We start from the raw sequence: 22,302 nt of genomic DNA on the forward strand, positions 1-22,302 counted from the left end.
AAAGTGATGTGTTATACCTTTAAGCTCATCAGTAGGAGTCATTTTTGTATGATGCGTGTGTTCACACTTCTAATTTCGGCCACAGTGCTTGCAGCTTGCAGTAACGCTCCGCAAGAGCTGCCCCAAGCGACCATTACGGTTACTGAAAACGCGATTGAAATGGTAGGTGAGACAAGCGCAAGTAGCGTAGAACAACTCCTCGAAATATCTAACGCAAACCCTCAAATAAAGACCTTCAGAGTGACCAGCAACGGCGGTGACCCAATGTCAGCGATGCAGTGGGGTTATCACCTCTACCGCAACCAGTTCACGATTGAAGTGATGGACTACTGCCTAAATAGTTGTGCTAATTACTATTTCACAGCGGCCCATAAGCGCGTACTCAACAACGACGCTGTAGTCGCGTGGTCTGGGGGCGCACAAAACGAGAGCTGGGTGCAAAACTGGAGCTTTTATATTTTCCCTGGATTTCGAAATGTTGTGCAGCATTACTTAGATGCCTTTTTGCGCAGAGAAACACGCTTCTTTAATAGAATCAATGTGGACCAAGACATTACAGAGTTCGGCTTCGACGAGTCCGTTGGGTGTATGAATGAAGGCGATTTCGATGGGTTCTATTACAGTGTTGCCGATTTGCTCATATTGGGGGTCAGCAAAACTTCTAGGAAGAATGTGAGTTGGGACAACACCTTTAACCATTACCCAAGCAATTATTGCCAAGTTGAACTCGACCCCGTACAAATGCTTCGTTAGTTCTCAACCTCAACTTCAAACTCAGGTCGCTGAGACAGGTCTTCTAGAGCGCCAGCAATTCGTTCTGGCGCGTTGAATTGAATCGTTACTACATGACTATACTGACAGTCCCGAACACTAATCCCCTGCTCTCCTAGCCAATGACGCACATATTGCTCTTGTGAAAAATCACACGAGATAGAAGCCTCTTTCGTGACTTCAAAATGGGTTAAGGCGAGCTCTGAAACGGCTTGCTCTGCGGCTGCTGAATAAGCTCTAACTAATCCTCCGGCGCCTAGCTTAATCCCACCAAAATAACGCGTAACCACAACCATAATGTGGCCTATATCTTTATGCTGGATAACGTTCAGAATAGGCTTACCAGCAGTTCCACTGGGTTCACCATCGTCGTTCATAGCCGCCATTCGCGGTGAAGCTGGAGAGCCAATTTGGTATGCCCAGCAATGGTGACGAGCGTCAGGATAACGTTGCTTTTCTGCTTCAAGCACCTTTTGGACATCCGATTTCTTGTCCACACGAGCCGCAAGCCCAATAAAGCGGCTTTTCTTGATCTCTAGTTCTACTCTACTACTTCCGTCAGGAACGAAGAATGCACTACTCAAACCGTTTTTGTCGCCTCTATTGCCTGTAATAAGTCCTTAAGCAAATCATCTTTTCCTTCTATTCCTACGGACAGCCGCAATAGATTGTCCGGAACAGGTGTTCCTTCCCCTTCGATACTAGCTCGGTGCTCAATTAAACTTTCAACCGACCCTAACGATGTTGCCCTGCGCCAAATTTGTGTTTGTGCGGCTATGGCAATCGCGCGCGGTGCACCACCTTTGACACAAATCGACATCATCCCGGTAAATCCGTGTTTAAACTGCGATTTAGCAACCGTGTGACAGGCTGAGTCAATGAGACCTGGGTATAACACCTCCTCAACTTCGGGGTGCTGGCTTAACTCATGTGCCAAAAACATCGCATTTTCCGATGATTTTTCGACCCGAATCGACAGCGTTCTCATACCCCGTAAAAGCTGTGAGGCATCAAATGGAGAAAGCACAGCGCCAGCTTGCTTACGATACCTTTTCACGGTTTCCCAATACTCGTTAGAACGCTTACAAACAAGCGCTCCGGCAATTACATCTGAATGGCCATTCAAATACTTAGTAGCCGAATGCATCACAATGTCGGCCCCCAACGCCAGCGGCTGGCATATAATTGGCGTTGCCACAGTGGAATCTACTGCAAGTAAAATAAAGTGTTTTTGACAGATTTCAGCGACTTTCTTGATGTCTGTGACGCCCCACATAGGGTTTGCGGGCGACTCAACCCATATCAGACGGGTTTCGTTTGGTTTTACAGCGCTGGAAAGCTCATCTAGGTTGCTCATGTCTACAAAATCTACACTTACCCCATATCTGGGAGCGTCTGTTTTCAACCAGTTTCGTAAAGACCAGTACATTATCTTCGGTGCGATAACGTGACTGTTGGCAGGTAAGCTCATAAAAACGGCCACAGCAGCCGCCATTCCAGAAGCAAACAATAAAGCTTCTTGCCCACCTTCTAGGTCCGCTAATAGCCTTTCTGCCGGTAAATAGGTCGGGTTGTTGTCACGACTATATACTCGGCCTGTTCGATATTGGTTATCAGCGTCTCTATAATAAGTTGTTGCCGAATGGATAGCAGGAACAACACCTTGCGTAAGCTCATCATAAGCACCTAAGGCTTGGGCAACCTTAGTGTCTGCAGACCATTCACTCGTAGCTTTAGATTTCATGACAAGCTCTCTCTCAATAAAAATGTACACAAGTTTGAGCTCTATTGTGCTTGAATTGTCTGCCCAACAGAAGCGGGATCACTTATAATGTTTTGGATTTTATTATGTCTAAGGCCAATATGACACATCAGGCAATAGAAAAGACCGAACGCTGGCTTGAGCATTGGGTGATCAAAGAAAATTTATGTCCTTTTGCGCACAAGGAATGGGCTAAGAAAACCATTCGATACGAAGTGCTTAAGACAACAGACGACGGTGAGGTTTTCGACCACTTTCTGCATGAATTGCAGTATTTAAAAGACAACCCAAGCATCGCAACAACGCTAATCATTTGGCCGAACTGTAACGATTTCGATGACTTTCTAGGGCGCGTTGCCATGCTAGAAATGGCATTGCAAACGCATCGACTTGATGCAACCTTCCAACTCGCCCACTTTCACCCAAACTATACATTTGAAGGCGCCCAATCGAGCGACGCTGAAAACTATACCAACAGAAGCCCTTACCCAATGCTGCATATACTTCGTAGTGAAGACATGGAGAAAGTACTCAGTCGTTACCCCAACCCCGAGTCTATTCCTGAAAACAACATTGCACGCATGAACGAAATCGGTGAAGAGCGCCTAAAAGCGATACTTTCAAAGCTCACATCTGATTGATAAAAATATTAAAACGAAGATGGTCGGCGAGACTGGATTCGAACCAGCGACCCCTTGGACCCAAACCAAGTGCGCTACCAAGCTGCGCTACTCGCCGAACTAGGATATTTAAGAAAGATGGGGTGGATGATGGGACTTGAACCCACGACAACCGGAATCACAATCCGGGGCTCTACCAACTGAGCTACACCCACCACTGATAGGTCTGTTCTATTCACACTGGCACGCCCGGCAGGATTCGAACCTGCGACCGACGGCTTAGAAGGCCGTTGCTCTATCCAGCTGAGCTACGAGCGCGCGGTATGAAGCGATATTCCTGCTAAGACTTCGCAGTGTAAATGGTCGGCGAGACTGGATTCGAACCAGCGACCCCTTGGACCCAAACCAAGTGCGCTACCAAGCTGCGCTACTCGCCGACTTTTACATTTTTATTGTCCCAACATGCAAGACGCTGGTGACAACGGAGGCGAATATTACAGTTACGCTGTTCTTCCGTCAAACCTTTTTTCAAGCAAACCGCGTGGTTGCTTATTTTTACGCCAACATAGCGTAGAAAAGTTATGATTCACTCATTTATCTGTTAATTCAAGTGGAATTTTGCGAAAATATAGCGCCATCTAATACATCAATTCTAGTGGAATAAAATTCATGGTCACGAGCGCCCAAATTATCGATGGGAAAGCCATAGCTGCGGGTATCCGAGCTGAAGTTAAACAAGGTGTTACACACCGTGTTAAAGAAGGTTTGCGTGCGCCTTGCTTGGCAGTCGTGCTTGTAGGTGAAGACGCAGCATCCAAAGTTTATGTGGGAAGCAAGCGTAAGGCATGTGAAGAAGTAGGCTTCAAATCTAGAGCATACGATCTTCCTGTCACGGTATCTCAAAGTCAGTTAGAAACTTTAATTGACGAACTCAATGAAGATAAAGAAGTTGATGGTATTTTGGTGCAGCTTCCCCTGCCAGCAGGAATTGACGCGACTCGAATTATTGAACGTATCGTACCCCATAAAGACGTAGACGGATTCCACCCATACAATATTGGTCGCCTCGCGCAGCGGATTCCAGTGCTACGCCCATGTACACCATGGGGGGTAATGAAACTGCTCAACCACACTGGGCATGACATGCACGGTAAGCATGCGGTTATCGTTGGAGCTTCTAATATTGTTGGACGCCCCATGAGCTTAGAGCTTTTAATTGCAGGCGCCACCACTACAGTTTGTCACCGTTTCACGAAAGATTTACAACAGCACGTAGAGCGCGCAGACATTGTTATTGTGGCTGTGGGTAAAGCTAAATTCATTCCAGGTGAATGGATTAAAGAAGGCGCAATCGTGATCGACGTTGGTATAAACCGTCAAGCTGACGGCACCTTATGTGGTGATGTTGACTATGACGTTGCAGCGCAACGGGCAAGCTGGATAACCCCTGTCCCGGGTGGTGTAGGCCCCATGACGGTAGCATGCCTAATGGAAAACACACTATTTGCCTGCAATAAGTTTCACACCGATTAATCATTATTCGGCATCTGAAAGTCAGACTTCATCGTAAATCGAGTCTGGCTTTCAAGACGAATATAGGGCACTCCGTTACCTCCATATAATGCGCACTCATTAGCATCCTTTAGCGCCAATTCAAAGAGTTGATTTATCACCGGCACCCGCAACGGAAAGCACCATTCAACCCTCAACGTGGGCGTATTAGCACGCAGCCACTCTTCTCTTTCTTGTTCACTCAATTTAGTTAAACGAGCTATAACAAAATCGGATTTGAGTACCTTTACCCCATGTTCTGTATTTTGCCAAAACGAGCTGTCTTCTAAGTCTTTATCCACGCTTAGCTCGAACTTAGGTATAGCTAAACCTCCGTGAGGTAGCTGTTTCATTCGATCAACAAAGATACTTATGAACTCGGTTTGAGCTTTCTGATTTGCAGCTGCATAGAGGGAAATATGCTGAGTGGTCGCGTGCAATAAATGCTGAGCTAAAAACAACCACCCCAATTGAATCAGACCAGCAAGAAATAAGAGTACTAATGGAAAGGCTACGATAAATTCCACCATACCTTGGCCATGTTGCCGCAAATACCTTATTGGCAGCCCCCTTCTTGTACACAGGCGCTCCATAATACCTCTAACGTATCTAGTCGCTGTATAAAGTCATTAAAACTTCCTTGTGGAGTAATAAAGTCACTTGCGAATATTTCGTCGGCCTCAAGTGTCTGGGTTTCAACGCTGTTTGCTACAACCTCATCTACTGTAAGTTGTTGGGCGGTTAATTGGTGAACATCTAGTTCATCAGCAGACAGTTCATCCACTAATAAATCCTGTATTTCCGCGTAGTCTGTCGTCATGTTTGTAACGGTCAACTGCTCTCCAGTTAAATTATTTACATCTAACTGGTTTAGGGTTGCCGTATTTCGCACAAGTAAACTATCTGAAGTGTAAGTATGAGCATTCAACCTGTTCGTTGTCAGAGTGTTGGCTTGCACCGAGGTAGTATCTAACATGCCCACATTTAAAATATCGAAGTTATTCATATCTAAATGCGTTTGCATTTGGTTTAGTTCTGGTCGTCCAGATATCGGATAGCGATAAAGTGCAAAATCCCACACAACGTCAGTCACCGGCTTTTGCACAGCAAAAGTAAGTGTACTTCCGGAAATATCTGTAGAACCCAACAACCGAGATACTCTTTGAGCTGCCGTTTCACTTGGAAATTGAGTCCGTACATTTAACGTTTCGCCTTGTTGTTGCATGTTAAACGTCAAGTTCCAGGGCACTTCATTAGGCAAGTTCGGTAGTTCAGTAACAACCTCTGGAAAGTGACCATGTAAAGTAGCAAACCGATTAACCTCTTGCTTCAATTTCACCATGTATTCAGCAGCATGTTGCACCATTTTACTTTGATGCAATGTCGACTGAATCTGCATGCCAACTAATACCAACCCACTCAGAATAGCCATACTTATGGTGAGTTCGAGCAAACTAAAACCGTTAATTGCTCTCATGACAATTCACGCTCGTTTCGGTTACCGTTTCATTGAATACCCACTGTTCCTCAAGCACTCTTTGCTGTACTTGCGAGGAAAATACACATTCACTCGCCTTTTTTCCTATATCGTCTAATGCAAGGTTAGGTGAGGCGTGATACAAGGCAAAACTAGCAGCAACTCCACTTGCTAGAGCAATTACAATAACGGTTTCCATCAATGTTAAAGTCACAGCTAACCCTGAAATCCAATTTCGACGCTGTCGCCGGAGAAGGAAACGTCTTCAGAAATCTCCGAATAGTCGCGCACCAAGCGCTCACCTTCTTGCTCCAAGCTAATATTCGTTATGGTCACCCGATACTTGGTTGCATCGCTACTATCCACTTCAACCTCAATATCGCCTCCCCAGGGATTAATTGCAGAACCGTCGTCCCAAGAAACCGGAACTGCGGCTATCGACGACAGTTCCTCCACTGAAATACCGGTATAAATGCCATTTCGAGGACGCCATTGCTGTACACCAGACTGTAAAGTGGCAATCTGCCCTTTCGCCTCTGATATTCGAGCATTACTAGCTGCCCAATCTCTGAGTGCGAGCACTCCCATGGTTGACAATGCGATGATGCTCAACACCGCAAGCACTTCAATAAATGTAAATCCTTTTACGTTCTTCATGTCATTTCCTTATTAGTTTTCTGTTTGCCTTAACTCCATTGTTCAAGCATATAAAATACCGTTTGTGCTGTTGCTACTACCGTAGCAACCACTAACAAAAACGATATTGAATACAAACTCCACACCACAACTTTCAGTCGCCTTCTCGTAATTGACTCAGCTTTCCGACTTAAGTTAATGGCGAGTTCGTAAATTTGTTGACTGCGCTCACTCTGTCTACCCGACGACATCCGCAACCGCATGAGAGATGACGACTCCAAAAGTCCTGAATTCATTACATCGGAAAGCTCGGTATAGCCATTTGCGTAATGCTCGAGCATGACTTGGTAATGATGTTTAACCAGTCCTTGCGCATGGTTTTTCAGAATCACACATGAGCGCGCCAAACTTCTTGAGTATTTAGCCATTAAGCTAAGTTGGTTAAGTACGCTTACGGCACAAAACAACCGATAAACTTGGTAGAAAACCGTGGTACTAACCAGCCTATGAAAAGTCGATGTGTATACCTTACGGTTGCTCAATACCCAAATAATCAGCGAAACAAGCAATAGAATACAGGGGACAAACAACAGCTGAATAAGATTTGCCATTTCCGACACAGCGACAGCCACAGGCAGCATTTCGGCCTGTCCATAACCATCCAATAACCTAGGAAGAATTTGAGTTCCAACAAACCACAGCGCCACTAAGCTAGTCGCAAATAGTGATATTGGGTATATAAGCTGCCGCACAATCGCTTGTAGTAATTTGCGCTTTAACTGAACATTTCTCTCGAGCTCCTGAATTGCACCAATTAAATTGTCAGCTTTTACCCCAGAATCTAAAATCACTACAAGTTCAGGGTTTGCCCAACCGTGAAAAGCCTGACCTAAACTTTTCCCTTCCGATAACTCCGCAAGAAGGAAGCGGGATGCAGTTTCTAATTTAGCGTCACCTAACTCACGAGACGACACCAAAACCATATTGAGCCCTTGCCATACGTTTACACCTTGACGCATCCAATTCATTAAATCTAAAGCAAGTTGTAATTGTTCACTATCAGTAAGCCTAGGCACCTTACCTACTTGTTTGCTACCCCACCAACTCACGAACAAAGTGCTTCTCCCGTAAGTTTCGACAGATTAATGTTCGCGCTTGTTTCAAGCCCAGGAACCAATTCATAAGCATGGTGAGGATCAACAAGTTGCTGTCGCACCAACAGCATGGCATCTACAGCCATTGCGTCCCAACCACTCTTCGCTAAATTTCGCTTCCAAGTATCCCAGTCGCCTTGCTTAATCCAAACGGATGCGCGTTCGTCTGGAATAATCAATTCACTTACAGCTACGCGACCCGTTAAACCGGTGAAATGACAAGCTTTGCACCCATTTTCAGATTGTACGGCGTGTTTACCCCATTGGGGGGAGTGATGTTCCTGTTTACATTGGGTACACAGGCGAGGAAGTAACCGCTGTGCGAGAAGTCCAGCGAACAAGCCAGGTTGACTCAATTTTTCTAGCGATACGCCCAAGTCATGAAGTCGACTAATAATACCCACAGCATCTGTTGCGTGTATCGTGGACGCAACTAGGTGCCCAGTTAAAGCCGCTGAGATACTAGCATTCGCTGTTTGTAGATCCCGTGTTTCGCTAATTTCTACTAAATCCGGATCTTCTCTCAACACAGCTTTTATCATGTTCGCAAAAGCATGGATGTCTTGTTCACTGGAAACAAATTTCTGCTCAATTTCTGGCTGTATAATTTCTATGGGGTCCTCGAGCGAGACAATCTTACGAGACGCGGGAATGCAGCTATTGATGGCAGCAAGTGTGGTTGTTTTGCCATGTCCGGTTGGCCCCGAAATAAAAAACAATCCGCTTGCTTGTCCAACAACTCGTTTTATTACATCAATTCGCGATGGCGAAAACCCCAGTTGGTAGAGTTCAGGCAAACTCCTTTGCTCACTCGGCTGCAACCTAAGCGTTACCGAAAAGCCGTCCCTACACGGCGACTTTTGTGTTCGAATTCTCATGGTCTGACCGCTATCGGGCATTACCAAAGAAATGCTTGCTCCACTCAAATGGCGCTCATCAAATACTTCTCGAAAATCCTCTGACTGGGTATTTAGCGCGGCTGCGATAGCCTCTGTAACTGACGTTCTGCTTCGGGACGGCTGTCTATAGAGCTGACCATGAATTCGGTATGCAATACGAGCCTCTCGCCCAACCATACGAAGGTGAATATCGGTAGCTTGCTGCCTATGAGCATCCATAACAATGTCTATGAGCGCTTGTTTAGCCATAGACTGGTTGCTTTCATCAAAGCTTAAAGACTCAGAACGCTCTCTTCGTATAGCGTCCGACTCGGTTAAAGTTTGGCGAATTAATGCACTTTCACACTTGGCCCAGTGCAATGTCGGATAGTGAAGGCGAGCTTGCGCATCTATTCGCGTGATGAGCATTTGCTCAGACGACCAAACCGATTCTGAAGCAAGCAAGTAACCATTGTCTAACACCACGATAGCTAAGCTTGAGTCAGACCACTTGTGGGTTGCTTGCAGGCACATATTCAATAGCTTTGGGCAAGCTTGAGTATGCAAAAGCTGCTCCTTGGTAAAAACAGTAAGCATTAGAATCCTCCCATAGAAAGTTCATGACGCTTACCATCTATGTTCAGAACGACTTTATGAGTGTTTACGTGCACAACTATGTTGCCTAGCAGCCGGTCACCATGCTTTACGGTGAACAAATGTTCGCCGTAAGCGAGTTTTGCACGAACACCATTAGAGCGACGCCATATTCCAAGTAAACGGAAACGCTTTAAATCTGTTTGATACGAAACTTCATTATTAGACTCGTCACTGGTTTGTAATTCACTAGAATCCACCACAACAGAAAGCTGGCGAATAGCATGCAGCGCTTGAGCCGCCTGTAATTGAAATTGCAATTGGCGGGCACGAGACTCCGCCTGGGCTTCTAACAATCTTTGATTACGAAGAGATAATGCGAGTTGCTGATGTTGTCTCCCTTCTTCAGGAAAAACCGCATGTTCGGTCAGCAATTGACGTTGCTCTTCAGGCGTACGCAAATACGACTCTTTCTCTTCGTCATCCTCAGCATACGCCTCAAAAGCACATATTAAGCAGAGTAAGACGACTAAAAGTGTATGCTTGCAGTTATTCATCTTTGCCTACTCCTATCAGTTCTATATGACCTGAAATCTGAGTTTTATGGCGCTCTACCTCCCCACTTTGAAACTGTACAGGAAGCTTTTCCAGAATAGCCGCTAGAGTGAGTAGATCCGGTAGGTACTGCTTTTCAAACAGCAAAACAAACCTATGAATACGATAGTCTCCATGCTGCTTTTCGGGGACAGACAAAAGCTTTGCTCCGGGCATCCACAATTCAAGTTGATAATCTATCCAGTCCGACAAGGCTTCAATATCGACCCAGTCGAGCTTTTCTATTTCCTCAATTGGTGCCGGCAAGGCAACAGGTTGAGACGCTAACCACTGACCATTTTTCTGCTCAACCTTCATATTCAAAGCGGAAAGCTTCTTGCGCAAATACCTCAAATTGCCACCGTCTCTCACAAGCTCGTAGCGAAGTGAAGATGTAGTCATTGAAGAGCTTTTAAGGCGCCAGCCGTGAATCTGAGTTAAAGCAGTCTGATTGTTGTAATCTAAGCGTAATAGCGGCGTCACTTTACCCGGCAAATGTTCCAGTATTTCTGCTATCTTATCTTTATCAGACGGAGGCTTTGCTACCGGCACAGTCTTGTCCGGCAGAAACATATAGCCCATCGTGCATACAGCAGTAATGACGATCAAAGCACTTAAAGGCACTGATTGTTGGTGACGACTTAACCGCTTGTAGTTGACTGCGACTCGGCCCAGATCATTATTTTCAGGCTTCTTCAGGGCCCCTTGGGCGGTTAATGCATTGATCTTATGCATGAGTGGGTGAGAGTTCTTAACTTGTTTAAACGTCTCAAGCGCCGGCTGCTTCACTGAGCATCCGTTGGTCATAAGCACTTCTGCGTGTTCATACGAGCCTAAATAAACGACTTGCAGCTTCGAATCTCGCACCACAACCCATAAAACTTGCGGTCCATAGGCTTCTATATATGCACAGTTGCTGGTCAGTAATGATTTCCACCACATAAGAAATGTGCGACTTAACGGAAAATCAGTCGCAATAAGCCATTTTTCCTGAGGTAAGCGAAATACACCTCCAACACCATCTGGAAAGTGCGCTTTGGCTTGTTTAAAAGCCTGTGAGCTTTTCATTCTCTTTATTGGAATGGCGATAGCTGCGCTCACAATATTGCTCCCGTAGGTAAGATTCTGGGCGTAAGCAATACAATAGTTTCCGTGCGCTGGCTTTGGTCGGTTTGACTGCCGCCAAACAGCCAAGGCAAAAATCCCTGTTTACTTTGCCAATGTCGCTTTCCACTTTTTAAACCGGAGATAAGCAGTGTTTGTTCATTGCCAACAAGAGACTTCATGAAGAATTTCTTACGCGTTGTTTGCGGCGTTTGAATGGTGGTTTCACCCGAGGTGATTTCTTCAATACCCAACAAATCACTCAAGCTGGTAGAGACCTGTAATAACACCTGTTGGTTAGAAATTTTAGGCAGTACAAATAATTCGAATCCAGTGCGAACCACACCAGGGATAAGCAAGTCGCTTGAGCCAACATTTGCAGTTGAACTGCTTCCAGCCGAAGCCAAATAGGTGACATTTTCTTCCAACACGACTTTAGATATTTGATTGTTTATAGAAACCATCCGAGGGTGGTTATTAACCTCGACCACGCCTTGTTGACGAAGGGCACTTAACAAAACCTCTGAGCCCGCATAGCGTCCCGAATTTCGTGTTATAGATAAACCTTGTTGCTCACCAATAAATTGATTCAAACCATTTTGAAAGAGGTTTAGAACCTGTTCTCCCCCTGTCGCTTCATACACCAGAGACCAATCAATACCTGTCTGATTATCATTGGTAAACGTGACATCAATCACTTGGATGTCGATAGCGACTTGCCGCGTGAGCCGCTCATTTTGTTGTAGCAAGTACTCGCGCACAAGTTGGACGTGTTGCGGCAGATCCCGGACAAGAACAGAGGTGGAGCTCTGATTAATAGACAAAGATCCGTCTTCGGAAAGCAGCAACGTAAGCGCATGTTCTAAGTCTTCCCATACCGACAACGCCTCGCTAGTAAAATTTAGATATTGAGCGCTATCGTCATTAACGCCTGCTCCGGAAACAACAACCTGATTACCGGAGGTATTATTGGTGGAGCTTGAAGAGGAATCGTCCTCGCCCAGGAAAAAGTTGGTTACGCCAGCTAAAAAAGCCACATCAAACTCTGCTATTTCGTATTGCCGCCAAGTCACTAAACGGTCCTCTGCCACATACGAAAAGCCGGTCATTAATCCAATTTGCTGCAATGCTTCTCCGACCGTACCTTCATGCCGAAGGGAAATAGGCGTGGTGACATCAATGTCATCCAAGAGCCTTACACTCACCCCTTCTGGTGCCAGTAAGTCGTTCAATGCTCGTCCTAGAGGATATCCATCAAAGACAAATTGAACCGGTAAGCCCATCCACGACGGTCCTTCACGTTCCGGTAAATTCAAAGGAGGAACGAAATACCCTTGCGCACGCACCACATTGGCAGTCTCAGGAGCTGAAGATTGTGTCGCCCTAGCCTGGGCTATGCGCTGTGAGGATTCACTAGCGGCCTCTTGATAAGAGTCGCCAAGCTGAGCACAACCAACCAAAGACATTACTCCGAAAATGAGTATGAAAACGTATCTCATAAGCTCACCGCATCGGGCATATAATCAACAACGGCGGTTCGATTCTCGTGTATTGCCACTCTTAACTGATAGGGCTCCAACACCTTTGAAAGTAAAACGTCCCAGCTTCTTTCAACCAACTCAAAATCAGTAGGCCACACATGATGAGGATCCGCGTACCAAACCACTTTTTGAATATCCCAATGGGCGAATAGCAGAGACTCAATCTGCGGTTTTAGGCGGTCAGCTTTAAGTTCAAAACGAACTTCAGGTATTGACTCCGCGCTGACTTGAGGGGGTTCTTGAATGAGGTAGAGGCATTGTTCTGAAATATTCGCTGGCAGCGAGAGGTTCGCTGCCAGGGTTCCTACGACAATCCATGTCATACCGGCTTCCTTTATCCATAAAGTTTAACTTTTCTTGCTACGACTCCCTTTTTTGCTAGCCGCGCGCTTACGAGTGGTTGAAGACGACTTTCCTTCGACTTCCTTCCATTCGCCATTCTCATAGTGTGCTTGCCAACCGGTAGCTTTTCCACCTTCTTCAGACATAACGTACTGACTTTTTGTTTTCCGGCTGTAACGCACAATAGCCTCATTCCCTTTCGAGTCCTCTGCAGGGGCCTCGGCTAGGTAATAAAACTTTTTCGGCAAGCGGTCTTTGAAACGCTTCAACTCGCTTACCTTAACTGCTCGGGTTTCTCTTGAGCGTGGGAACGTATTCGCAGACATGAAAATACCCGACGCACCGTCACGAAGCACAAAGTATGCGTCCGAGTTCTCGCAAGGTAACTCAGGTAACGGAACAGGGTCCTCTTTTGGTGGAGCGGGCTCACCATTTTTCAATAATTTACGGGTGTTCTTACAATCGTCGTTAGTACATCCAAAGTACTTACCGAAACGACCTGATTTCAGCTGCATCTGCGACCCACATTTATCACAATCGATAATGGGTCCGTCATACCCCTTAATTCTGAAACTACCCTGCTCAATTTCAACACCGTCGCAGACAGGGTTGTTACCACAAACATGTAATTTTCTTTTCTCATCGATCAGGTAACTGTCCATCGCTGTACCGCATTTACTGCAACGCTTACGCGCCAGCAGCGCAACAGCTTCGGCTTCACTATCCTCGTCACCCTCTTCAATTTTTACCGCTTCATCACCCGGCAACAAATTAAGCGTTTGCGTACACTTATCTTCGCCTTCCAGGTTATAGCCAGAACAACCTAAGAACACCCCAGTACTGGCGGTTCGAATTCCCATTTTGCGTCCACATTTCGGACAGTCAACATCGGTAGGAACGGCCACGTTGCTGCGCATTCCACCCGAAGCTTCTTCGGAACCAGCGGTCTCTAAACGTTCTTTAAACTGGGCGTAAAACTCATCTAACGCTCGCTTCCAGTCTTGCTCACCGTCAGCGATGTCATCTAGGCGTTGTTCCATTTGCGCCGTGAAGTCATAACTCATTAGGTTTGCGAAGTTCTCGGTAAGTCTATCTGTGACTATTTCACCCATTTTCTCCGCATAAAATCTGCGGTTCTCGACACGAACGTAACCTCGATCTTGAATCGTAGAAATAATGGAAGCATAGGTAGACGGTCGGCCGATTCCTCTTTTCTCCAGCTCTTTCACCAACGACGCTTCAGAGAAACGTGCGGGAGGCTTCGTAAAGTGTTGCTGCGGATTCAACGCCTGCAGCGCCAACACTTCACCTTGTTGAATATCGGGAAGAGAAGCGTCTTCTGCGCCTTTCTTCTGTACCTGAGGTTGTACTTTTGTCCAACCATCAAAACGCAATACACGACCACGAGCTTTTAATTCAAAGTTACCGGCTTGTACCGTTAAACTTGTGGAATCGTATTGGGCTGGTGTCATCTGACATGCCACAAATTGACGCCAAATGAGCTCGTAGAGACGTTCCGCGTCTCTTTCCATACCCTTGAGTTGATTAGAACGAATAGAAGCGTTAGAGGGCCGTATCGCTTCGTGAGCTTCTTGCGCATTTGCCTTCGAGCCGTAGAAGTTCGGTTTCTCCGGTAAATATTTTGCGCCAAAGTCTTTTTCAATGAGCTGACGACACGCTTGTATAGCATCTTGGCTTAAGTGCGTAGAGTCGGTACGCATATAAGTAATGTAACCCGCTTCATATAAACGCTGGGCCATCATCATGGTTTTCTTCACACCGAAGCCTAAACGCGTACTTGCAGCCTGTTGCAACGTCGAAGTGATGAATGGCGCACCAGGGCGGCTTGAAGTTGGCTTATCTTCACGCTTAACCACCTCGTAGCGTTCATCTTTAAGAGCGCTTAATGCCAGTTCCGTTTCTTGTTTACTCTTTGGCTTGAAGGTTTTGCCGTTTTCTTTAGCAACCTGAAATACAGCTTGGCCCTGTTTCGCCGCCAAGTCTGCATGCACATCCCAGTATTCTTCTGGGTTAAAAGCCTTAATTTCACGCTCGCGTTCCACCACCAATCGCACGGCTACAGACTGAACACGCCCAGCTGAAAGACCTCGTGCAATTTTTTTCCAAAGTAGTGGCGACAACATAAAGCCCACTACACGGTCTAGAAAACGTCGTGTTTGTTGCGCGTTAACGCGGGAGATATTTAAGTTAGCAGGCTCCGCAAAAGCACTCTTAATGGCTTTTTGCGTAATCTCATTGAACACTACCCGCTGAAAATTCTCGTCTTCGCCTCCAATTAATTCGCGAAGGTGCCAGGCGATAGCTTCTCCCTCACGGTCCAAATCGGTTGCGAGATAAACTTTGTCAGCTTTCTTCGCCAGAGACTTTAATTCTTTAACCACCTTTTCTTTGCCGGGAAGCACTTCGTAATGAGGTTCCCATCCATGCTCTGGGTCGATACCCATGCGCATCACAAGATTTTGGTAATCTCGTTGCTGTTTATACGCTGCTTTTTCCTCGGGCGACATTTTGCGCACTTCAGCCGCAGGTTTTGCAGGAGCCTTTTGCAGTGCTTTAGTCGGCAAGTCACGGATATGCCCAACACTAGACTTTACGATGAAGTCGTTACCGAGGTACTTATTGATTGTTTTGGCCTTTGCAGGAGACTCAACAATAACGAGCGATTTTCCCATGTGGTCAATGATCTCTATTTATAGAATGTATAGGAGGTGTAGGCCCTGATATAAGCGCTTAATTCCTTATCTTCAAGTCTAAACTCCGGCTTTCTCTTTTTTTAACATATATAGATTATCCTCCCCAGTGACAACCCATGAGCGATATTAAGCATATAAATAAAGTTCTTATGAATAGCTAATCAAATCTCGCATATCGCTTTCTAGGCCACGGAAAATAAGGCTTTTATTGGTCAGCAAGGTGCGTATAATTAAGTTTCAATTAATTTTCAAATTAAGACATCTGCGGTAGGAGCGTTGCGCAAAATGAAGCACTTTGAGGTGAATTTTGACGGCCTAGTAGGGCCTACACACAACTATGCTGGTTTATCATTTGGTAATGTTGCTTCACTAAGCAATGCCCGAAGCGTGTCTAGTCCACGCTCTGCTGCCAAGCAAGGCCTGAAAAAAATGAAGGCCCTGCAAGAAATGGGTATGGTTCAAGGAGTGTTAGCTCCACAAGAGCGTCCAGATATTTATGCACTTAGACGTATTGGCTTCACAGGGAGCGACGCAGAAGTTCTTGCTAAGGCTGCAAAAGAAGCCCCAGCTATCTTTCAAGCATGTTGCTCGGCATCGAGTATGTGGACTGCAAATGCCGCAACGGTGTCGCCAAGCGCAGACACTCATGACGGCCGTGTGCACTTCACACCAGCTAATTTAACTAACAAGTTTCACCGCTCTTTAGAACCGACTACAACCGGTCGCATTTTGAAAGCGATGTTTAATAACGAAAAATATTTCCAGCACCACACGCATTTACCTGACAACGAACACTTCGGTGACGAAGGTGCAGCGAACCACACGCGGTTCTGCGACGAGTATGGTTTCTCTGGTGTAGAAATGTTTGTATTCGGTCGTTACGCATTTGATGCTAGCAAACCTGCACCTACCCAATACCCTGCGCGTCAAACTTATGAAGCCAGCCTTGCCGTTGCTCGTTTGCATGGCTTAAGTGAAGAAAACACAGTATTTGTACAGCAGAATCCAGGTGTTATCGACCAAGGCGTATTCCACAACGACGTAATCGCAGTGGGTAACCAAAACGTACTGTTTTATCACGAAGAAGCATTCCTCGACACGCAAGCTAAGCTTCGCGAACTTGAAGAAAAGTTAGATAAGCCTATGCACTTTATCGAAGTGCCAACAGCTAAAGTTCCGGTTGCAGAAGCGGTTAAAACATACTTGTTCAATACGCAGCTAATTACGTTGAGCAAAGACCACATGATTATTGTTGCGCCTACCGAGTGCCAAGAAAGTGAAGTCGTTTCACGATACTTAGAAGAGCTGACGAGTGCGAATAACACGCCGATTAAAGAAGTGCGCTACTTTGATGTGAAACAGAGTATGAGAAATGGTGGCGGTCCTGCATGTCTTCGTTTGCGCGTAGCATTGAATGACCAAGAAGTTGATGCGGTGAACCCTGCATGTATCATGAACGACGACCTTTTCGCCAAACTCAATACTTGGGTTGATAAACATTACCGTGACGAGCTAAGTAGCGATGATCTTGCAGATCCTCAGCTGCTGATTGAATCGCGCACTGCACTAGACGAGCTTACTCAAATTATGAAACTTGGTTCAGTGTATCCATTCCAGCAAGACTAACATCACATTTTACCCGCTGCTTTTTAGTGGCGGGTAATTTCTGCTCCAGCGCGTTCAAACAAGTCGAGCAGCCCCTGCTCTCCACCTAAGTGCGCGGCACCAACACCAACGAAAACGGTGTCATCTGCAGCGATCTCTTGCCTAATTTGGCGAAACCACTTTTGATTGCGCTCAACCAAAAGCACATGCTTAGTGCGTTCGCTCATCTCTGCGGTAGCTGAGGTCAGAAGCTCTGCAAGTTCACCTCGTTCCCACATGGCTTCCAAACTACGCATATCTTGCACCGCTGACTCGCTATCGCCAAGAATCAATTCAATATGCTCTATAAGCGGCATCTCGTCGCGAGCATCCATAAGAACCGATACTTGGTCTTCTGCGTCCTCTAAACCTCGTAGCGGCTTCTCCAGGGCTTCTGCTGCACGAATTAGCTGCATATCTATGCCTAGTTGCTCATCAAAACCTTCTTTACGTAGTGTCAGCACGAGTACAACATACTCTAACAACCAAGGCTCCATTCGACCCACCACCGAAGTGGCTAAACCTAGTCGTGATGTGACGGCAGCGAGTTTTGCCCATTGCTCTGGGTCAAGCTGTTCTTGAAGGTAAGGTTCGGAGCGAACGCCCTGTTCGAAAAGTAACGTGGAACTTCGAGATAACTCTTGCGGGGTCATTTCCAACCACACAAAACGACTCTCTTGCAGAGCCGATTGTGCAGTGTCACTCAGGCGAGTTTCTTCATTACTCACCAAATGTATAGTGCCCAGTAACCATACGGTTTTATTATCCCAAGTTACTTCATAAAGCAATTCGGCCTGTAAAGTTGTTGGCAGCCATGCTGCCAAAAGTAACCATACTGCGGTGAATACTTTTAGCTTTAACCTTTTCAATTCAAGCTCCTTGGGACACTAGAGCATGAATCAATCCTCTTCGTTATAAACCTCGAGATTCGACTCATCTTGCCCTTGTTGACTGCGCGCGTCGTCATTTCGCGCTTCATGTAGACGATCTAAATACTGCTGATTCACATCGCCAGTGACGTACTGACCATTGAACACTGAAGCTTCGAACTGCTCAAGTGTTGGGTTTTCGCTTTGCGCTGATGCAATCAAATCTTCCAAGTCTTGATAAATGAGTGCATCGGCTTTAATCAAACTACAAATTTCATCAGACTCACGGCCGTAACCAATCAATTCGTTCGCGCTTGGCATATCGATACCATAAACATTCGGGAAACGAATTTCTGGAGCTGCAGAAGCAAAGTAAACTTTCTTCGCACCCGCTTCTCTAGCCATTTCTATGATTTGTTCCGATGTAGTGCCTCGAACAATTGAGTCATCTACCAATAATACATTCTTGTCTTTAAATTCGGCACTAATTGCATTTAATTTACGTCGCACCGATTTTCTGCGTTGCGTTTGTCCCGGCATAATAAATGTGCGGCCAATGTAACGGTTCTTCACAAAGCCCTGTCGGTAAGGCACAGATAGTACGCGTGAAATTTCCAAGGCAATGTCACAAGCGGTTTCAGGAATTGGAATAACTACATCTATGTCCAAATGCTCATACTTAGCTTTAATTTTTTCACCAAGTCTATTTCCCATGTTAATGCGGCTTGCATACACAGAAACACCGTCAATAAACGAGTCTGGACGCGCAAAATAAACATATTCAAAGATACATGGGCTATGTACGGGGTTTTCTGCGCACTGACGGCTAAATAATTCACCGTCTTCTGTGATATAGATTCCCTCACCCGGCTCCACGTCACGCACAAACGTGAATCCCGTACCGTCAATCGCCACACTTTCAGACGCGATCATGTACTCTGTTCCTTGCGGAGTTTCGCGTTTACCTAATGCTAGAGGGCGAATTCCATGTGGGTCACGAAACGCCACCATACCGTGGCCGATAATCATACCAACAACACCGTATGCACCTTTAATCTGCTCATGCACACGACTAATCGCACTGAAAATATCCTCAACTTCAAGGTGAAGCTGGTCTTTTTTCAATAATTCATGGGCGAATATATTTAATAAGATTTCAGAATCTGAAGAAGTATTGATGTGGCGTTTTGCAGTTTTAAACAGTGTTTCCTGCAGGACATCGGCGTTAGTTAAATTACCATTATGAGCCATGGCAATACCGAAGGGAGAGTTCACGTAGAATGGCTGCGCTTCTGCCGAGCTAGAACTCCCTGCAGTAGGATAACGAACGTGGCCGATACCGATGTTGCCACTTAGACGACGCATATGGCGCGTGTGGAAAACATCACGAACCAGCCCATTACCCTTTCGAAGTCTCAGGTGATGACCATCAATCGTCATTATACCTGCAGCATCCTGACCACGATGTTGTAGCATCGTCAGTCCGTCGTAAAGAGCTTGGTTAACAGGTTGATTTCCAACGATACCGACTACACCACACATAAATAAACCTCAGACTTCGTTAGGTTGAATAAAACTGGACGCATCCTGCATGTAATTTAGGAACCACTCTATATAGGGTCCGAAATGAGGAATAAGCAATGACTGTTGCCACCACTCCTCATTTGAAAATTGGGTAAATGAATCTATTGCAAACAATATTCCGCAAACCAACAATAAACCTCTAAGCGCCCCGAAAACTGCGCCGAGCACTCGGTCTGTGCCACTTAAGCCGGTTTTCTCTACAAGCTGGCTGACTAAGTATGTCACCATCGCGCCCACAATTAGGGTCGCCACAAAGAGAGCTACAACCGCTAGAGCGTTTCGAATTAAAGGGTCTTCAAAATGAGTAAAGTAAACCGCTACATCGGCATAAAACATAGCCGAAACAAACACTGCACCAATCCATACAGCAAGAGACAAAGCCTCCCGAACGAAGCCCCGAATCAAGCTGACAACAACCGACAACCCGATAATTCCGATAATGACAAAATCAATCCATTGCATGATTTGCGTTCCACCTCATTTTGCGGCGCATTCTACCAGAAAGAATACACAACGTGATGTTTTAATTATCCGCCGGGCGATAAGGCATCACCTTACCTTCTAAATTTGTCAGTTCTTGCAGGGGGGCAAGTTGTTGTTCCAATGCTTCTTTGCTCATGTCTGGGCCTACCAACACTAAATGTAATGGACCAGCATCTCTTTGATAAACACGGCTATAGGCGTTGTAGCCAGCATCTTCTAGTTCCGCTAAAAGACTGACAACTGTATCTTGGTTTTGAAACGCACCCAGTTGAATAACCCAAGCAGCCTCCGCCTGCACATCAACTTCGTCGGCTTCTGAAGTTACGTTCTCACTGGGTTCAGAGTTACTGTCGTTGTTAGCTTCAGGAGCTTCAATATCAGTATTTGTAGTTTGATTTGCTGGGTCTTCTGTAGCGGAAGAGTCTACTTCGCCCAAATCCACTGAAGCTGGTAGTTCACGAATCTCAATTTGATCTTCAACGATAGGAACGGAAACGGTGTCTCGTGAGCTTTGATCTTCGACACTGAACTCGTCAGGAAATGAGGTAGAACTCATGCGTTGCTCGACATCTGGGCGAGCGGGGGTGCTGCGAAATTCTTGCTCAGAGCCTTCTGAGTTACCGCTAAAGAAGTCGGGAAGAAAAATGACAGCGATAGCCACCACGACTAGGGTTCCAACAATTCGATTCTTCAAAGTCGAGCTAGCCACGAATAATTTTTCCTTCTGTTTTATATATTTCAGAAACGGTCAAAAACGAGCCAAAACATAATATCACATCCGCGTCTTCCGCTTCACGCAATGCTGTATTATATGCGTCCGTAATCGATGAAAAAACATCGAATGCAGCAGAAGTTGATAAAGATTCTGCAAGTTGCTGTGATGAAGCTCCACGTTCGGATGGTAAGGAGCCCAAGTACCAATGGTCAACCTGCGACTCCATTACTGAAAGCGTACCCTTAATATCTTTGTCTTTTAGCATTCCGCAAACCGCAAGTACCTTTTTGGCTCCAGTTTTAGCAAGTTGCTGTGCCAGATAATTAGCCGCATGAGGATTGTGCCCTACATCGAGAATGACGCGCGGCGAATTGTGTAACGTTTCAAAGCGCCCCGTTACCTGCGCTTTCTGTAAGCCATCGATTACCGATTCTTTAGTCAATTTCAGACCACTTTGTTTGAGCGCCATAACAGCTGTTGCTGCGTTCACTAAAGGCAAATGAGGTTTAGGTAATACCCAGGTCTCATCCATACCTGTCATGTAGAAAGCCCAGTTTGAATTATCTTGAGACTCGATACCGTAATCTGTGCCGGCCAGAAATAAATGCGCGTCCGTTTCTTGTGCGTGTTTAATCAATTTTAATGGCGGATTTAAATCTCCGCATACGGCTGGGCAATTCGCTCTGAACACACCAGCTTTCTCGTAGCCAATAACTTCACGATCTGATCCCAAAAAGTCGACATGGTCAATCCCCACCGAAGTCACAATGCTTACGTCTGGCTCAACTATATTTACTGCATCTAACCGCCCTCCTAGCCCTATCTCTAGAATGGCGATGTCCACGACCTTTTTCTTAATTAAATGAAGCGCAGCCAAGGTTCCGAATTCAAAATAAGTCAGTGTAGTATCTTCACGTGCATCTTCGACATCTTGAAACGCCTCACAATGTTCAGACTCTGCTAGCCACTCCCCATTAACTTTTACGCGTTCGCGGTAATCGACAATATGGGGGCTGGTGTAAGTTGCAGTGCGATATCCTGCGCTGGTCAAAATGGCGTCTAACATGGCTACGGTTGAGCCTTTACCATTCGTGCCAGCTACAAGAAATACAAAAGGTGCAGGCTTCAACACATCTAGTGTTGCAGCGACCTTACTGACACGCTCTAATCCCATGTCTATAACTTGGCTATGAATTTTTTCCAAATAAGAAAGCCACGTCTCTAGGGAACGTGGCTCTTCATTATGTTTCAAAATGCTCATCTGCTTTT

General features: G+C 45.8%; 22 protein-coding genes and 4 tRNA genes. 4 read left to right on the top strand and 22 right to left on the bottom strand.

The window, feature by feature from the left end:
- The first annotated feature begins 48 nt into the window (after nt 1-48).
- Nucleotides 49-753, top strand: a complete 705-nt coding sequence (locus tag EYQ95_RS04900) for a hypothetical protein (protein WP_111913824.1) — start codon at nt 49-51, stop codon at nt 751-753.
- On the opposite strand, the gene EYQ95_RS04905 is transcribed toward EYQ95_RS04900, so the two are convergent.
- Both EYQ95_RS04905 and EYQ95_RS04910 read right to left on the bottom strand, forming a co-directional pair.
- Nucleotides 750-1,355: a YigZ family protein gene (locus tag EYQ95_RS04905; protein ID WP_111913823.1), complete on the bottom strand. Its 606-nt coding sequence runs from the start codon at nt 1,353-1,355 to the stop codon at nt 750-752. The genes EYQ95_RS04900 and EYQ95_RS04905 overlap by 4 nt on opposite strands.
- The gene (locus EYQ95_RS04910) at nt 1,352-2,515 is read right to left on the bottom strand and encodes a PLP-dependent aspartate aminotransferase family protein (protein WP_111914817.1); all 1,164 of its coding nucleotides are present in this window, start codon (nt 2,513-2,515) and stop codon (nt 1,352-1,354) included. The genes EYQ95_RS04905 and EYQ95_RS04910 overlap by 4 nt, the downstream gene beginning before the upstream one ends.
- A gap of 104 nt (nt 2,516-2,619) precedes the next feature.
- Between EYQ95_RS04910 and EYQ95_RS04915 the strand changes: the two genes are divergently transcribed.
- A complete protein-coding gene (locus tag EYQ95_RS04915) occupies nt 2,620-3,174 on the top strand; it encodes a DUF1415 domain-containing protein (protein WP_111913822.1) in 555 nt (184 codons plus the stop codon).
- 20 nt (nt 3,175-3,194) lie between these two features.
- On the opposite strand, the gene EYQ95_RS04920 is transcribed toward EYQ95_RS04915, so the two are convergent.
- From EYQ95_RS04920 to EYQ95_RS04935, 4 genes are all read right to left on the bottom strand, one after another.
- Nucleotides 3,195-3,271 (bottom strand) — tRNA-Pro (locus EYQ95_RS04920).
- Between the two features lie 21 nt (nt 3,272-3,292).
- Nucleotides 3,293-3,368: transfer RNA gene (locus tag EYQ95_RS04925), tRNA-His, on the bottom strand.
- Between the two features lie 26 nt (nt 3,369-3,394).
- Nucleotides 3,395-3,471 (bottom strand) — tRNA-Arg (locus EYQ95_RS04930).
- Nucleotides 3,472-3,513: 42 nt separating this feature from the next.
- Nucleotides 3,514-3,590, bottom strand: a tRNA-Pro gene (locus EYQ95_RS04935).
- A gap of 232 nt (nt 3,591-3,822) precedes the next feature.
- Here EYQ95_RS04935 and folD point away from each other — a divergent pair.
- Nucleotides 3,823-4,686: a bifunctional methylenetetrahydrofolate dehydrogenase/methenyltetrahydrofolate cyclohydrolase FolD gene (gene folD / locus EYQ95_RS04940; RefSeq protein ID WP_111913821.1), complete on the top strand. Its 864-nt coding sequence runs from the start codon at nt 3,823-3,825 to the stop codon at nt 4,684-4,686.
- On the opposite strand, the gene EYQ95_RS04945 is transcribed toward folD, so the two are convergent.
- From EYQ95_RS04945 to topA, 11 genes are read right to left on the bottom strand one after another with little or no spacing between them, the layout of a single operon-like run.
- Complete coding sequence (locus tag EYQ95_RS04945) at nt 4,683-5,234, bottom strand: TadE/TadG family type IV pilus assembly protein (RefSeq protein WP_165831902.1); 552 nt, start codon at nt 5,232-5,234, stop codon at nt 4,683-4,685. The two genes, folD and EYQ95_RS04945, sit on opposite strands and share 4 nt — an antisense overlap.
- A gap of 26 nt (nt 5,235-5,260) precedes the next feature.
- Nucleotides 5,261-6,181 (bottom strand): shufflon system plasmid conjugative transfer pilus tip adhesin PilV, encoded by a 921-nt coding sequence (pilV, locus tag EYQ95_RS04950; RefSeq protein ID WP_111914816.1) that lies wholly within the window; start codon nt 6,179-6,181, stop codon nt 5,261-5,263.
- Nucleotides 6,168-6,395, bottom strand: coding sequence for a hypothetical protein (locus tag EYQ95_RS04955; protein ID WP_111913819.1), 228 nt, complete (start codon nt 6,393-6,395; stop codon nt 6,168-6,170). Before EYQ95_RS04955 ends, pilV begins: the two co-directional genes overlap by 14 nt.
- Before the next feature lie 2 nt (nt 6,396-6,397).
- Entirely contained in the window at nt 6,398-6,838 is a 441-nt protein-coding gene (locus EYQ95_RS04960; protein ID WP_111913818.1) for a type II secretion system protein, read from the bottom strand.
- Nucleotides 6,839-6,867: 29 nt separating this feature from the next.
- Nucleotides 6,868-7,926 carry a type II secretion system F family protein gene (locus EYQ95_RS04965; RefSeq protein ID WP_111913817.1) on the bottom strand — a complete coding sequence of 353 codons (1,059 nt, stop codon included), beginning with the start codon at nt 7,924-7,926 and terminating at the stop codon, nt 6,868-6,870.
- A complete protein-coding gene (locus EYQ95_RS04970) occupies nt 7,923-9,446 on the bottom strand; it encodes a GspE/PulE family protein (RefSeq protein WP_111913816.1) in 1,524 nt (507 codons plus the stop codon). The genes EYQ95_RS04965 and EYQ95_RS04970 overlap by 4 nt, the downstream gene beginning before the upstream one ends.
- On the bottom strand, nt 9,446-10,000 hold the full coding sequence (locus EYQ95_RS04975; RefSeq protein ID WP_111913815.1) for a hypothetical protein: 555 nt from the start codon (nt 9,998-10,000) through the stop codon (nt 9,446-9,448). Before EYQ95_RS04975 ends, EYQ95_RS04970 begins: the two co-directional genes overlap by 1 nt.
- Entirely contained in the window at nt 9,993-11,138 is a 1,146-nt protein-coding gene (locus tag EYQ95_RS04980) for a hypothetical protein (protein WP_111913814.1), read from the bottom strand. The genes EYQ95_RS04975 and EYQ95_RS04980 overlap by 8 nt, the downstream gene beginning before the upstream one ends.
- Nucleotides 11,135-12,640 (bottom strand): hypothetical protein, encoded by a 1,506-nt coding sequence (locus tag EYQ95_RS04985; protein WP_111913813.1) that lies wholly within the window; start codon nt 12,638-12,640, stop codon nt 11,135-11,137. Before EYQ95_RS04985 ends, EYQ95_RS04980 begins: the two co-directional genes overlap by 4 nt.
- The gene (locus EYQ95_RS04990) at nt 12,637-13,005 is read right to left on the bottom strand and encodes a hypothetical protein (protein WP_111913812.1); all 369 of its coding nucleotides are present in this window, start codon (nt 13,003-13,005) and stop codon (nt 12,637-12,639) included. The genes EYQ95_RS04985 and EYQ95_RS04990 overlap by 4 nt, the downstream gene beginning before the upstream one ends.
- Before the next feature lie 24 nt (nt 13,006-13,029).
- Complete coding sequence (gene topA / locus EYQ95_RS04995) at nt 13,030-15,717, bottom strand: type I DNA topoisomerase (RefSeq protein ID WP_111913811.1); 2,688 nt, start codon at nt 15,715-15,717, stop codon at nt 13,030-13,032.
- A gap of 306 nt (nt 15,718-16,023) precedes the next feature.
- Between topA and astB the strand changes: the two genes are divergently transcribed.
- Entirely contained in the window at nt 16,024-17,364 is a 1,341-nt protein-coding gene (gene astB, locus EYQ95_RS05000; protein WP_111913810.1) for an N-succinylarginine dihydrolase, read from the top strand.
- 23 nt (nt 17,365-17,387) lie between these two features.
- On the opposite strand, the gene EYQ95_RS05005 is transcribed toward astB, so the two are convergent.
- The 5 genes from EYQ95_RS05005 to folC all read right to left on the bottom strand — a co-directional run bounded on the left by EYQ95_RS05005 (nt 17,388) and on the right by folC (nt 22,294).
- A complete protein-coding gene (locus EYQ95_RS05005) occupies nt 17,388-18,251 on the bottom strand; it encodes a TraB/GumN family protein (RefSeq protein WP_111913809.1) in 864 nt (287 codons plus the stop codon).
- A gap of 30 nt (nt 18,252-18,281) precedes the next feature.
- Nucleotides 18,282-19,793: an amidophosphoribosyltransferase gene (purF, locus tag EYQ95_RS05010; RefSeq protein WP_111913808.1), complete on the bottom strand. Its 1,512-nt coding sequence runs from the start codon at nt 19,791-19,793 to the stop codon at nt 18,282-18,284.
- Nucleotides 19,794-19,802: 9 nt separating this feature from the next.
- Nucleotides 19,803-20,297 carry a CvpA family protein gene (locus EYQ95_RS05015; protein ID WP_111913807.1) on the bottom strand — a complete coding sequence of 165 codons (495 nt, stop codon included), beginning with the start codon at nt 20,295-20,297 and terminating at the stop codon, nt 19,803-19,805.
- A 61-nt stretch (nt 20,298-20,358) separates the two neighbouring features.
- Nucleotides 20,359-21,027: an SPOR domain-containing protein gene (locus EYQ95_RS05020; protein WP_111913806.1), complete on the bottom strand. Its 669-nt coding sequence runs from the start codon at nt 21,025-21,027 to the stop codon at nt 20,359-20,361.
- Nucleotides 21,020-22,294, bottom strand: coding sequence for a bifunctional tetrahydrofolate synthase/dihydrofolate synthase (gene folC / locus EYQ95_RS05025; protein WP_111913805.1), 1,275 nt, complete (start codon nt 22,292-22,294; stop codon nt 21,020-21,022). The genes EYQ95_RS05020 and folC overlap by 8 nt, the downstream gene beginning before the upstream one ends.
- Nucleotides 22,295-22,302 lie beyond the last annotated feature (8 nt).

It is taken from the genome of Lysobacter sp. N42 (assembly GCF_004344885.1).